At 37.0% G+C, this 11,600-nt stretch carries 18 protein-coding genes and 1 pseudogene; 6 read left to right on the top strand and 13 right to left on the bottom strand.

From position 1 onward, the window contains the following. A partial coding sequence (locus AC0IXC_RS27340; protein WP_471653604.1) for an NUDIX hydrolase occupies window positions 1-424 on the bottom strand: 424 nt, incomplete at its 3' end. 291 nt (window positions 425-715) lie between these two features. Between AC0IXC_RS27340 and AC0IXC_RS27345 the strand changes: the two genes are divergently transcribed. Beyond that, window positions 716-913: a hypothetical protein gene (locus AC0IXC_RS27345; protein ID WP_471653605.1), complete on the top strand. Its 198-nt coding sequence runs from the start codon at window positions 716-718 to the stop codon at window positions 911-913. A gap of 73 nt (window positions 914-986) precedes the next feature. Here AC0IXC_RS27345 and AC0IXC_RS27350 read toward each other — a convergent pair whose 3' ends face one another. The 5 genes from AC0IXC_RS27350 to AC0IXC_RS27370 all read right to left on the bottom strand — a co-directional run bounded on the left by AC0IXC_RS27350 (window position 987) and on the right by AC0IXC_RS27370 (window position 3,812). Then, complete coding sequence (locus AC0IXC_RS27350) at window positions 987-1,577, bottom strand: DUF3967 domain-containing protein (RefSeq protein WP_471653606.1); 591 nt, start codon at window positions 1,575-1,577, stop codon at window positions 987-989. Window positions 1,578-1,659: 82 nt separating this feature from the next. Then, the gene (locus tag AC0IXC_RS27355) at window positions 1,660-1,824 is read right to left on the bottom strand and encodes a hypothetical protein (protein WP_000510445.1); all 165 of its coding nucleotides are present in this window, start codon (window positions 1,822-1,824) and stop codon (window positions 1,660-1,662) included. Window positions 1,825-1,841: 17 nt separating this feature from the next. Continuing rightward, window positions 1,842-2,450: a replication-relaxation family protein gene (locus AC0IXC_RS27360; RefSeq protein ID WP_471653607.1), complete on the bottom strand. Its 609-nt coding sequence runs from the start codon at window positions 2,448-2,450 to the stop codon at window positions 1,842-1,844. Continuing rightward, on the bottom strand, window positions 2,440-3,606 hold the full coding sequence (locus tag AC0IXC_RS27365) for an FtsK/SpoIIIE domain-containing protein (RefSeq protein WP_471653608.1): 1,167 nt from the start codon (window positions 3,604-3,606) through the stop codon (window positions 2,440-2,442). Before AC0IXC_RS27365 ends, AC0IXC_RS27360 begins: the two co-directional genes overlap by 11 nt. An 11-nt stretch (window positions 3,607-3,617) precedes the next feature. After that, on the bottom strand, window positions 3,618-3,812 hold the full coding sequence (locus AC0IXC_RS27370; RefSeq protein WP_471653609.1) for a hypothetical protein: 195 nt from the start codon (window positions 3,810-3,812) through the stop codon (window positions 3,618-3,620). Window positions 3,813-4,128: 316 nt separating this feature from the next. Here AC0IXC_RS27370 and AC0IXC_RS27375 point away from each other — a divergent pair, with 316 nt between their 5' ends. The 5 genes and pseudogenes from AC0IXC_RS27375 to AC0IXC_RS27395 all read left to right on the top strand — a co-directional run bounded on the left by AC0IXC_RS27375 (window position 4,129) and on the right by AC0IXC_RS27395 (window position 5,574). Beyond that, a complete protein-coding gene (locus AC0IXC_RS27375; RefSeq protein ID WP_098829596.1) occupies window positions 4,129-4,359 on the top strand; it encodes a helix-turn-helix domain-containing protein in 231 nt (76 codons plus the stop codon). A 39-nt stretch (window positions 4,360-4,398) separates the two neighbouring features. Next, the gene (locus AC0IXC_RS27380; RefSeq protein ID WP_377863339.1) at window positions 4,399-4,632 is read left to right on the top strand and encodes a hypothetical protein; all 234 of its coding nucleotides are present in this window, start codon (window positions 4,399-4,401) and stop codon (window positions 4,630-4,632) included. Window positions 4,633-4,687: 55 nt separating this feature from the next. Continuing rightward, window positions 4,688-4,822 carry a hypothetical protein gene (locus AC0IXC_RS27385; protein ID WP_373688949.1) on the top strand — a complete coding sequence of 45 codons (135 nt, stop codon included), beginning with the start codon at window positions 4,688-4,690 and terminating at the stop codon, window positions 4,820-4,822. After that, a pseudogene (locus tag AC0IXC_RS27390) lies at window positions 4,801-4,923 on the top strand (YolD-like family protein); the annotation flags it as partial. The gene AC0IXC_RS27385 and the pseudogene AC0IXC_RS27390, both read left to right, overlap by 22 nt. A 159-nt stretch (window positions 4,924-5,082) precedes the next feature. Next, window positions 5,083-5,574: a protein phosphatase 2C gene (locus AC0IXC_RS27395; RefSeq protein WP_471653610.1), complete on the top strand. Its 492-nt coding sequence runs from the start codon at window positions 5,083-5,085 to the stop codon at window positions 5,572-5,574. 51 nt (window positions 5,575-5,625) lie between these two features. On the opposite strand, the gene AC0IXC_RS27400 is transcribed toward AC0IXC_RS27395, so the two are convergent. The 7 genes from AC0IXC_RS27400 to AC0IXC_RS27430 form a co-directional block, all read right to left on the bottom strand. Continuing rightward, window positions 5,626-6,393: an N-acetylmuramoyl-L-alanine amidase C-terminal domain-containing protein gene (locus AC0IXC_RS27400; RefSeq protein ID WP_471653611.1), complete on the bottom strand. Its 768-nt coding sequence runs from the start codon at window positions 6,391-6,393 to the stop codon at window positions 5,626-5,628. Further along, on the bottom strand, window positions 6,393-6,599 hold the full coding sequence (locus tag AC0IXC_RS27405) for a hypothetical protein (protein ID WP_061686962.1): 207 nt from the start codon (window positions 6,597-6,599) through the stop codon (window positions 6,393-6,395). The genes AC0IXC_RS27400 and AC0IXC_RS27405 overlap by 1 nt, the downstream gene beginning before the upstream one ends. A gap of 1 nt (window position 6,600) precedes the next feature. Beyond that, window positions 6,601-6,834, bottom strand: a complete 234-nt coding sequence (locus AC0IXC_RS27410) for a hemolysin XhlA family protein (RefSeq protein WP_001156199.1) — start codon at window positions 6,832-6,834, stop codon at window positions 6,601-6,603. Window positions 6,835-6,925: 91 nt separating this feature from the next. Next, entirely contained in the window at window positions 6,926-7,072 is a 147-nt protein-coding gene (locus AC0IXC_RS27415; RefSeq protein ID WP_165762374.1) for a hypothetical protein, read from the bottom strand. Between the two features lie 17 nt (window positions 7,073-7,089). Then, window positions 7,090-7,674, bottom strand: a complete 585-nt coding sequence (locus AC0IXC_RS27420) for a hypothetical protein (RefSeq protein WP_471653612.1) — start codon at window positions 7,672-7,674, stop codon at window positions 7,090-7,092. A 14-nt stretch (window positions 7,675-7,688) separates the two neighbouring features. After that, complete coding sequence (locus AC0IXC_RS27425) at window positions 7,689-9,215, bottom strand: BppU family phage baseplate upper protein (protein ID WP_471653613.1); 1,527 nt, start codon at window positions 9,213-9,215, stop codon at window positions 7,689-7,691. 62 nt (window positions 9,216-9,277) lie between these two features. After that, window positions 9,278-11,593 carry a phage tail protein gene (locus tag AC0IXC_RS27430; protein ID WP_471653614.1) on the bottom strand — a complete coding sequence of 772 codons (2,316 nt, stop codon included), beginning with the start codon at window positions 11,591-11,593 and terminating at the stop codon, window positions 9,278-9,280. Window positions 11,594-11,600: the final 7 nt, after the last annotated feature.

The following is an 11,600-nucleotide window of genomic DNA, read 5'->3' on the forward strand; positions in this document are numbered from 1 at the left end:
CTTCGTGTAGTTTTGTGAATAATTTCGGTATTTGGTCTATTGGGAAGTATTTTAAATCTAAAGTTTCAATACCATCTGCAGTAAGTTCCCCATCAATTGGCTTGCATTGAAAACAATGAACGATAGTCTGAGCTTTATCTCCGTTCGGAAACTCACCAGAATATTTAGAGTAGACACCTATAAGATGTTCAACCTCAACGTTTAATCCTGTCTCCTCAAGTATTTCTCGTTTAGCGGTTTCTTCAAGAGATTCTCCAAGTTCCATAGCACCACCCGGAAGACCCCACTCATTTCTATCTCCCCGCTTTTGTAAGAGGATTTCATTTCGCTCGTTATAAACAATACCTCCAGCGAAATTAAGAAATATTAAATCGTGTCCTACTTTTTCCCGAATATAACGAATGTAGTCCTTATTTGTAGTCATAAATTCCCTCCTACTTATATATAAAATACAAATTAATTATATATCCAAATAGAAGAAAATGGTATTATTCCTTATTTAACTAACCTAGCCTTCTCGTTCTCACCAAAACTTCCACCACGGTTTCTTCTCTTTTGCAGCAGCAACTTTTCACGATATGTTTATGAGCTAGAACTAAAAAAATACAGGTTTTGTCCGCTAAGACATACCTGTTTATTGTTTGGTAATATTTTGTAGTATATACTAAATGCAGAAATACAAGAAGGATATTCTGTAAAGTGGAGTGATTACTTTATGTTAAGAAAATGGATTAATAAAGTAAGAGAACCTATATGTATACACAAATATAACTTTATTAAGGCTCAAGATAGTGAAGATTTTAAAAGAGGGAAAATGGGGACAGTTAGTTATTATAAGTGCGAAAAGTGTGGAAAAGAAAAGAGTGAATATAAAAATAACAGTGATATAAATAATGACTTTTGGGATTTATAAAAGACATAAATAAAAACAAGTAGAAAGGTATGCATTTTTCCTCTCTACTTGTTCATAGTTTGTGTAAATATACTCACCAGAACTTCCACCACGGCTTTTTCTTCTCTTTCGCAGCCGCAACCTCATCCCGAAATTCCTGCATTAATCTCTTAGATTCCTGCATCTCACGTAGTGTTTTCATCAACGTCTCATCCCTGGCTTCTAATCGTTTTTCCACTCGCTCATTATGTTGATCTATACTCGTTTTGATTTCCTCGTTGCTTTGCTTTGCCTGCTCACTTAATCGCTTTTCCATTGATGCTATACTCTGATTCATTTCTTGCGCCATAACGCTGTACTGTTCCTGTAATTGCTGTTTAATGTGGAATGGCACTAAATCCGTTTCCTCAGATTCTTCTTGAATCAAATCCGGATTAACTTTTTCTATTTGCTGCGCAATCATCTTTGCTGCCTTTTCTAGCGTCATACCGTCATGCTTGCTCAGCTCAATTAATTTCTCGATCACCATAATGTCATTGTCTGTGTATTGGCGTCTGCCACGATTATCTTTCTTTACTGCGAATCCTTCGCGTGATAATACTTCCATGTATTTTCTAAGGGTGCTATCACTTATTCCTAGTCGCTTGTATACTTCACTAGCAGAATAAACAATTTCGTCCGTCATAACGTCACGACACCTCCTAGTGACAGTATTCCATGAGGGTTAAGAAATTCCTGCAAAGAAAAAAGCCCCGCAATAAGCAGGACTAAATAGCCTTTGCAATCTCAACAAGCAGCCTCATAAACAACGGAATCATTTGAACTACAATATAGCCAATCCCCGCTCGACTTATTAATGAGAATCCCCGTTCCTGGCTACCAACCATAATAAACAGGCCGCCGCATAACGCTACAACGGATGCAATTCCCACGAATAAAACTCTTCTTATTATGCTTTTACAGCAATACTATCCATGAAATTGCTAATTGAAGAGGCTTGAAAGACACGTAAATTAGGAGAATTAATATCATAATGTTTATCAGTAATAATAAGGATTGACGGGAAATATTTAGTTCCTTTCGGCTGCCACGATTCGTTATGCCATTCCTGACTGTGGAAGTATAATTCATACCTGTCGATTTTATCTTGCATAATCTTTTTACTGTAAACTGACTTCTGAACCTCAATGAAGAATGGAGATCTGCGCCATATTGTAAATGCATCTGGTTCCATAAATTCTTTACCATACTTTGGTTCAACTTTAAATAGTTTAGGTTTTTCATAATGGATAAGTTGTTTGTATACGTCCACAATGCCGAGGAAGTGGGGAATCTTTTGGCTAGTTTTTCGAAGTGTGCTAGGTTGAGGGAAATATATATACGGCTGCTGTAAGATATTGGCATCCACATGACCATCACGTCTTAGTCGTTTCATTACGGTATTACAACAAGTAACTGAGTTATTTAACCCTTGAAAATGCAAATCTATAATATCATCCCTGGACATACATCTAAAACGTTTCAAATCTTTCAGTATCGATTTATCTCTATCCCTCATCTTCTAACACCCCGAACAATGGAATCTCTCCTTGTGGAGGATTCTGAAGCTTCATATTCTCTTTTGAAATTCGATAAAGTTCTACAATTTGTTTCGCTTTACTTAATTCCAAATAAGGAGCTTGCACTTTCTTTAATCCATTTAACTTTAATATCATTTGGCCCGATTGCCCCAAGTGTTCTGATCCAGGTGTACCCATGATATTACTATTAATCGTACTATCACATTTAAAGCCCATTCTAACGGTCATATTAAGCTTCAATTTACCATCTAATACTTTTGCATCAGGACGTTGCATACTGAGCATAAGAAATACCCCTAGTGCCCTGCCGACTGCCGATATCTTTTCAACTGTAGACATACATTCCTTTTCATCCTGTAACATGGCCACTTCATCAATAGCGAGTAATATATATGATTTCTGATTGTCAGGATTCAATTTGTTGTATTCATCAATATGATCCACTTCATACTCTTCCATTAACTTTCTACGCTCACGTATTTCCTTCCACACTTTTTGAAGCATTATTTTCATTTCAATCTCTTCCATGCAAACCTCTTTTACGTGTTCCACTCTTCTCAAGAAATGAAATTCGGAATTCTTCAAGTCACCAAGGTACAGATGCAATTTATCCGGGGACATGTATTGAATGAGTGTGGATAGAACAACGCGAATCATACTACTTTTACCGCTCCCTGTTTCCCCTGCGATTAGAAGGTGTGGTGTATTAGCCCCAACCATGTCATAGACAATCATATTGCCGAATTGGTCACGTCCTACCACAACAGGAAGTCGATGCTGTTTTAGTAACGGCTGCCATTGCTTAAAGTTGTAATTGTATTGTTTTAATCCTGCATCAGAATGAAATACATTGAGGACAAACTTTTTAATATCACCTTCAATTGCAACATTGCGTCCTAAAATCTGTTGAAAGCAAAACCATTTCTTTTCAATAGTCTTTGGATCCAAACCGTTTGGGATGGTAAATATATATTTAACACTTTCTTGTGTGGAGGAAATGGCATGTATCTTTGGATAAATCGGCACTTTCCCACCTCGTGTTTGATGGTCCACATATAAACCTGCTTTTCCGAATACCTCTATGAGTTGATTTTTTAAACTTTGTTTATGAAGCCATTCTTTGATGATTCCCATTTCACATCCTCCTAGAACATGATTAAGATTTTGATAAATACATAACCGATGAAACAAACTCCACCTATCCGCATCCCGTGATACATTCCATCACTTAAAAGTTTAGCTGCCGAAACGTGACCATTCTTTACAAGATGTTTCTCTAATATCGCTCCACCAATTGTTGTTGTTCCTAAAACTCCTAATGAAATAAATGTAGTTAACATAGAAAACTCCCCTTTATAAACAGAATTTAAAATCCTGATGATACTTAGGTTTATTGATTGAAAACCTTGGTAGTATTACTTTTATAGCTAGCTTGATAGCTACTTTGATAGTACAAATACTAGTTACCTTCATAGTAATTAAGCTAGTTACTTTGGTAGCTGCTTTGATAATAAGTTTGATAACTACTTTGGTAGCGACCTTGATAAATCATATGGGGCACAGCTTGGACAATATGTAAAAAACTTTTACGGTCTACGCGAATATTTTTTTACGTTTTTGACGAGAATGTTGAAAATAAGTTCGGGAGGGATAAACGTGTTTTGGAAGTTCGGAGGAAAGAAACGTACAAAATTAGGTGATTTTTTAGATCGGAACGGATTTAATCAACATGATTTAGAAAAGACTGCTAAGTTAAGCCGCCCCACTGTTTCTAAAGCATGTAATGATAAAGAGTACATACCTAGTCCAACTGTTATGAAAAAAATATTGAAAGCCATTCGTGATGTGAAACCAAATGCAAAAGCAGATGACTTTTGGGATATGTAAAACTATATTGTAATTTTACAAAAAAGGAGCTGTATGGATATGGAGAGAAAGTCTGTTGAATATTTCATAGAAATAATGAATGAACGAATTCAATTCTTAACAGATAGCATTAATGATTTTGAAAATGAAATAAAAGCTGCTGATGGTTACGCAAAAGGGCATTTTAAAGGATATAATGCAGCTCGTCGAAGTGAAATTGAATTTATTCAACGACGAATAGAATTTTTAAATAAGATATTAGAGGAGCACAACAACTCCGAAGAAGCAGTTTAAATAAAACACACGTTCGTGTATAATGAACATAAATTACACGAATTGAGGGATCATCATGGAAAATCAAAGCTGGGGAACACCTAAATTACGTGGGAGCGGTATGGTTAAGTGGCAACCGCCAGTATGCCGGAACAATACGAAGCTATTAGAGAAATACTTAGTGATTGAATGGTCCGGGATATGTACATAAATGTATTACACATTGAACCGATGATGAAAACTGTGTATTGTACGGATGCTTTTGGATTGAATACAGGGTTTAAATTTAATGAATTAGTTAGTATAAACTAAAAAAAAGCCGCCCAACAGGACGGCTCTTATTTTTTTTTCACGTATACATACGATTTCCTTTCTATTATGGAATTTAGATGAAATTAAACATTTACACTTTGTAGAATTATCTGTAAAATAATATTGTAATAATTTTACATAGGGGAAGGGATAGAAATTATGTTAAAGAAACTCAAAAAGTTTATGATTGTTGCTGCTGCAGCTATTATGTTATCTGTAGGTTTCGCAACAACTGCACCAAATGAAGCTCATGCTGCACATTGGGCAGACGACCATATGAATTGGGCTATGAGAAATGGGTATATCACAGCTGATTTAAGGGATAGCTATGCAACTCGACAAGACACATGGCTAATCATGACTCGCGTAATACTTGAGCGTGGAGGCTTAGATTTTAACTACGGACGCTCTTTCATTTTAAACCATGGTATCTCTGACGGCACACGCGGGACTAACTGGGTAACTCGTCAAGAAGTTGCCGCAATGATATATAACTACGGCCACTCAGACCGTCCTGGATTCGCAGCAACAAATGCGTATGCAGTTAAATGGCATATTTTTGATGGAACCCGACCAACTGACCCAGCAACAAGAGCTGAAGTTGTGACTATGCTGCATACAGCAAAAGCGTTTTGGATGCTGGATTATTAATGGAAGCAACGAACTAAAAAAAGACCGTCCTATAAAGGACGGCTTTTGTTTTTAGTTCAAATACTCGTACCACCATTTTCTTTCATCCATCCAAGCTGTAATCTTATCAAGCTCACCATTAGGTAGTACTTCAGTTTGTAAATACGCTAAACCAGTTAATGGATCAGAAACAACTTTCCCTTTGGTTCCACGCTCATTCATAGCACTTAGAACTTCTTGGGCCATTGAAATGCCAAAACCACCAGATTTAACATATTGGTAACCACCGTTAGTTGTATTGTTTTCGCCCCCTTGAATAGGTTTTCCAACAATAACTTCAGCTACTGCTTTAGCTGCTTTATCAAAGTTAGCGCGGTATTTCTGCATGTCCACTTCATTATCGATAAAACAAATTTCCGGCAATAATCCTGTTTTCGTTTTATTAATCCAACCTAACTCAGTAGAAAATTTGATTCCTCGATCTCTTAATCCGAAAGCATCAGCCATTGCCTTTGAAATCTTAGCAGCCAATTCTCTATTTCCATATGAAGGATGCAACCAAACTTCACAACCTGTACCACCTGGAGAAGCATTTAAATGAAACTGTAAGTCTACATCGTTATCTGCAACGCGTAAATGATTATTAGCTGTATTGCTCCAAACTGCGGTTTGTGTTGTTCCAACCTCATCAGAACAATTCACATATTTCCATCCTGCTGCTTTTACATAATTTGCAACTGCATCAAGGAACTTTCTATCCTCTACATGTTCTTTTCCATAAACACTATTTGCACCTTGTACAATATTATTGTGACCACCTGAACCTGCAAAACAACCCATTATTCAACATCTCCTTTTTGATTATCATCATGATCTGACCAAATACCGAGTGCGATACCCACGGATAATAAATAAGGCGCCAATTCATCTAAGAAACTCTTAGCTTCTGGAACTCCGAACTTCGTAAATAGAAATCCAAGCAAAGAAAAAACCGCAATCCAAGTTTTCCAGTTGCGGAATCGTTTTTTGATATTCTCTTTTGACATATTACATGCCACCTTTCATTAGTAATCCTAATAATCCAGCTACAATTGCTCCAATGATGATTCGAAGGATCCATGTTGTATTAGCGCTGATTTTATCAAGAAGCTTATTTATATTTACAATGTCCTTTTCATTGACTGTTGTACGGGTTTCTAAGTTACGGATATCACGTTGCATATCTTTCTGATCTGATTTGATTTGGAGGATCTCTTGTTTTAAATCTTGAATTTCTTGCATCGGTTCAGCTCCTTTCAAAATAAAAAGAGGACCACATTATGTGCCCCTCTTAATCTACAAATGTCGTATTTTATATAAAATAAAAAGCCCACTATTGTGCGCTATCCGTAATTAAGTCTGCTCTTCCATTGTCAGTTAAGTATATATCGATTCTTTCTTTGTATGCCTTCATTTTTGTAATGATAAATGTATACGTAAAAACTTGATCAATTACTCGTTGTGCCATGTATTCTGCCATTTTGCATACACTCCTTCTTATTGAATACTAGTAATAATTAACTCATCTACAGCCTTTTGAATCAATTCTTGCTTCTCAATTAACTCTTTGAATTCCTCTTGCCCTGGATTATTTATAATCATTTCATCCATTGCTTGTTGCATTAGTTCGAGTTGCTTTTTTAGTTTTTCTAACTCTGAAGGTTCTTTAGGTTGCGGTTCTTCAGGCTTCGGCTCAACTGTTTTCACCCATTTACCTTCCACAAATTTAGGATAATAAATGCCATCCGGGCAAACTTCCAAAGTACAATTCTCAGGAATGTCAGGCTCATAACCTATAACAACATCTTCCTCATAAGGTGCTTTTACAGTTTCATATTCCACATGTCTCATTACGCAATCGAGGCATTCTTCTTTGCTGATTGGTTCTTCAGCGCCCTCCTCTGCTTCATACGTACCATCCTTAATGGATTGGTGAAGTTCACAAAGTTTCTCTTCTGTGACAACTTCTTTTTGCTCTTCTCGGTAGTATGTTTTCTTCTCGATAATCGGTTTCTCATCTACCGGGATCATACCTGTGTATTTCCCCTCATCGTCGTAGCAATAACCGTACTGTCTAGCCATCAATATTCCTCCTTTTAGATTACATATGTTATTATGAAGTCTACTCGTTTCCCTTTCGCATTACTGCTGAATGCAATCGCTCCTGAAGTACCGTTGACAAATACTTGTACATTTGTAGAAAGGTCTGCTGTAGGCGTGTATATTGAAAGGTTGCCCCCTGCGGGTTTTAAATCAGGTGGAAGTGTCGCTACTATTACGCCTGTAGCATTCGCATTAAGTGTTACTGCACCTTTTAACGTCACCACATTATTTACCCTAACTGCTGCAAGTATATAGTTAACGTCCGGAGCTGTCGCTTCTGAAGATAACGGAATGTTAGTTCGTCCATCTTTCCTAGTCTTCAAATTACTAACAGTTAGTGTGCCATCAGCACCGTCAAATTGTAACTGGTTAGACCATGTAGCGGCTCCGTTTTCATCTATAGGAGCAACAGCATAGTAGTTGTTCGCTGTATTAACTGTGTGTCTGAACCCTTTAGAATACACAGTACCGTTGTAAGGTCGCATATCGAAAGTAGCACCTACCCCTCGGATAGTAGGTGCTGAGTCAAGGACTAATGGTCCTGTCATTGTATCTCCGGTTTTCTTGACTACGTTTGTAGCGGCGATAACGTTAAAAGTCTTAGTCGATTGGTTATATTCCCAAACTGACTGCGCACCTGCCACATCATACATGCCATAGAACCCTGCTCCTGTTTGGTTGATATTAACTTGTTCAACCCCACCAGTTCTGAATGCTATTTTTCGAGTTGCCGTACCTGTACGATCAAAATTAAGGTCGCCTGTCATCGTGTCCCCGGCTTTTTTAACTACGTTTGTATTAGTTGCCACTACTTCAAATGTTTTAGATGCTTTTTCGTATCTCCAAACGGTTTCTGCGTTATCTTGCGAATACAGCGCCGTCCGTGTGTCATTATCTAATATTTTAGTAGTAACTACACCCGACTTGTTGAAACTGTATGCCCTTTCCCCCGTTCCTCTTTCGAGTTGTAAATCTCCTGTCATCGTACCGCCCGTTTTCGGTAAGGCTGCATCTGCCTTTGCTCCTGCAGCAATAATACCATCAATATCCTTACCTTCAAGCTTCTTTCCAGCTTCAATTGCTTTTTGAATTACTGGAAACTCATTTGTAGATTCCATAGCATTATCAGACATTATCGACTCATCAACAGCGAAAACAAATTTGCACGTTTCAATTACTTTATTATTAGGGAACGTTAATCTTAATTGTGCAACTACGTTTCCATATGCAATAAGTGTTTGTGTGCTCAATACTACATAATACTTACCTTGCATTTGGTTTACATTCTGTACATCTTGAAACACTCTTTTACCGTCAGGCTTCTGAAATGCAACTTGCACCTTTGTGGCCGTCGAAAAATCCGTAACTACTTTGTCGTGAGTTACATTGATTAATAGCTTGGCAGAGTTTAAGTCATTCTGATAAAATCTCATTACCTTTAGTTCTTCTTCTTTTGTAGCGAAGTCTTTATACTGCATAGTATCTATTGTTATTTCTCTTACTTTTAATAGTTCTGCCAAATGGATCACTCCTTTTATTCAAAATAAAAAAGCCTGCTTGTGCACACTTTTTGTTAAATCGTTTATAAGATTTTTTGTTCTAGTGCTAATAATCTATTTTCACGATTTTTATCTTTTTCTTTGAGTTTGTTAATTTCTTCTTTTAACGCAATGATTTCAGCATCCTTTGCAATCTTTTCTTCTTGAAACGCTCTAATCTGTAGAGATAAAGAAGAATATATTTCAGCTGCATTTCTTTCTTTTGTAACAAAACATTCCGGAGTATTTTCATCATCTGCAATCCAACCGTATCGAGTCGGAATATCCTTTGTAGTAAATACAGTCAAATCGTCTTCTTGACGTTTCATCCGCATTTCATACAACTGTTCCATTTCTGTTTTTAAATTATATTGCTGAATACTTAACGCCATAATTTTTTCTAAAGCATTAAACTGTACATCTCTAATGTTCGTTTTATACTTACGTTGTGATGATGTTTCAAAATTACTTGCCATTACAGGTGAGAAAGAAGTACCTGACCCCGATTTAACCTGTAATTTACCCGCATATCCAGGTGCTGCTCCATTTCTAAGTAATAATGTTTGGAACCGTAAATCCGTTTCTCCATAGTTGTCCACTACATCAAGCATATTTTTACCGTTTAAGTTAAAAACAATAGATGTTTGGCTGTCCAATGATACGGATTTAGCTCCACCTTTTAATGCGATCCCGCCTGTTGATTCTACCCAATAAGAACCGTTAGTGATTGTTGCGCTTAATCCAGCAGCGGATTCGAACGACATTAATCCATCGCTTTTTAACCTTGTTACCCCATCTTTACTTAGTGAAATTGAACTTATAAATTTAGGGTCTCCATTAGCATCTTTACCTTTTACCATCCCTAAAAACCCTTGTGTTGGTTGTTGGCTAATAACAAAAGAACCATCTTGAAATCCAGCATCTCCACCTAATACAATTGTTGGTTGCAGTTGGTTTATGGAATTTTTATAATATCCAAGATATACACGTACTAAATTCGACTCCATCAAGCGTATGAATTGCTTTTCTATATGAACGTAGTTAGATCCACTATCAGTGCGCAGTGTAGAACCTTTAATTTCTCCTGCTAAAATCCGTTCTGCTACTATACCTCTGCCTGTAATAGCATTCCTAAATGTTGTTCCTCCATCAGTACTTACACCTAATCCAGCGCTATTCAAAACTACAACATAATTAGGATTGTTCTTATCCTTTGCGATTAATCCTTGTGGCGTGATATCTAATTCACTAGTTACACCTAAAATCATACTCGTGACATTTGCAACCTCTGCTGCCATTGCGTTAATCGGAAGCTTTTGTATACCTTCCATCAACTCATTAATCGTTTTAGCAGCATTATCTAAATTAGATTGATACCTCTTGGTTATGTCCTGACTTCCAAATGTCAGTTGAACATCAAGTATGTTTCCGCGCCAATCTCTTAACACGCTACGATTAACAACACGCACTTCTGTATCTAATCCAATTCTTTCATCAATAAGAAATACCCGATCACCAAGTCCACTCTGCGCAATTGGGTATTTCTGCTTCGTTAAATCATGTATATCAGCTGTAACACTCACTTTTAAGCTTTCATTAACAATCGTTTTTAAACTGTTATCCATTGTTGCAGTTATCTTTATACGACCATCTTTTAACGGCGGAGCATGGCGTATGCCAATGCCAGGAATACTTGCAAGTGGAGATGTATACTCACGAATTAAATTAGCGCCTTGCCAACCGTCTTCATCCGTATAATCACCATAACCTTTAGCGTATGTCCAGAATCCTGATGCATCAGTCTCTTGAACTATATTGGAAGCATTCAACCGATGGCGATACATAACATTTAAGTCAGATCCTATTTGTTGCTCAATAGTAACAACCTTTCCTAGCACCCTAAATTCTGCTCCGTATCGATTCAATGCATCTTTAAACATTTCAAGTCGAGTAGATCCACCGCCGAATCCTTCCCATTGTAGAGAGTTATAACTGCCATTTAACTGATAAACGTAGCCACTGTTGTTGAAAATAGTCGCAAAACAAGCATTAGCAGTGAAAGATTGGTTGTACTCCTCGTAAACACGACCTGTATCGAAATCGTCATGAAATCTAGGTACCCCTTTAATCTCTACTGATGGTACATTTCCCTCGCCTCTTTTTTTGGCAAAAATAATTTTATATTCTGTGTCGTTATCATCAACTATTGTCCACATTTCAGAAATCTTATCAAGAAAGACCAAATTTACCTTGTTCGGTGGGATACTCGCTGTGAACACACAGTTTCCATTTAACTCTTCTTCAATAAGATAAGTTACCTGTGCGACATACTCTTTATCTTCTAAATCACGTACATACATATAAAAT

The organism is Bacillus sp. AC266 (assembly GCF_979253805.1).

Excerpts from the sequence above, each read along its gene's own strand:
- AC0IXC_RS27345 (WP_471653605.1), top strand. The coding sequence starts at position 716 with ATGTTAAGAAAATGGATTAATAAAGTAAGAGAACCTATATGTATACAC.
- AC0IXC_RS27350 (WP_471653606.1), bottom strand. The coding sequence starts at position 1,577 with ATGACGGACGAAATTGTTTATTCTGCTAGTGAAGTATACAAGCGACTA.
- AC0IXC_RS27360 (WP_471653607.1), bottom strand. The coding sequence starts at position 2,450 with ATGAGGGATAGAGATAAATCGATACTGAAAGATTTGAAACGTTTTAGA.
- AC0IXC_RS27365 (WP_471653608.1), bottom strand. The coding sequence starts at position 3,606 with ATGGGAATCATCAAAGAATGGCTTCATAAACAAAGTTTAAAAAATCAA.
- AC0IXC_RS27370 (WP_471653609.1), bottom strand. The coding sequence starts at position 3,812 with ATGTTAACTACATTTATTTCATTAGGAGTTTTAGGAACAACAACAATT.
- AC0IXC_RS27380 (WP_377863339.1), top strand. The coding sequence starts at position 4,399 with ATGGAGAGAAAGTCTGTTGAATATTTCATAGAAATAATGAATGAACGA.
- AC0IXC_RS27385 (WP_373688949.1), top strand. The coding sequence starts at position 4,688 with ATGGAAAATCAAAGCTGGGGAACACCTAAATTACGTGGGAGCGGTATG.
- AC0IXC_RS27395 (WP_471653610.1), top strand. The coding sequence starts at position 5,083 with ATGTTAAAGAAACTCAAAAAGTTTATGATTGTTGCTGCTGCAGCTATT.
- AC0IXC_RS27400 (WP_471653611.1), bottom strand. The coding sequence starts at position 6,393 with ATGGGTTGTTTTGCAGGTTCAGGTGGTCACAATAATATTGTACAAGGT.
- AC0IXC_RS27405 (WP_061686962.1), bottom strand. The coding sequence starts at position 6,599 with ATGTCAAAAGAGAATATCAAAAAACGATTCCGCAACTGGAAAACTTGG.
- AC0IXC_RS27410 (WP_001156199.1), bottom strand. The coding sequence starts at position 6,834 with ATGCAAGAAATTCAAGATTTAAAACAAGAGATCCTCCAAATCAAATCA.
- AC0IXC_RS27415 (WP_165762374.1), bottom strand. The coding sequence starts at position 7,072 with ATGGCAGAATACATGGCACAACGAGTAATTGATCAAGTTTTTACGTAT.
- AC0IXC_RS27420 (WP_471653612.1), bottom strand. The coding sequence starts at position 7,674 with ATGGCTAGACAGTACGGTTATTGCTACGACGATGAGGGGAAATACACA.
- AC0IXC_RS27430 (WP_471653614.1), bottom strand. The coding sequence starts at position 11,593 with ATGTATGTACGTGATTTAGAAGATAAAGAGTATGTCGCACAGGTAACT.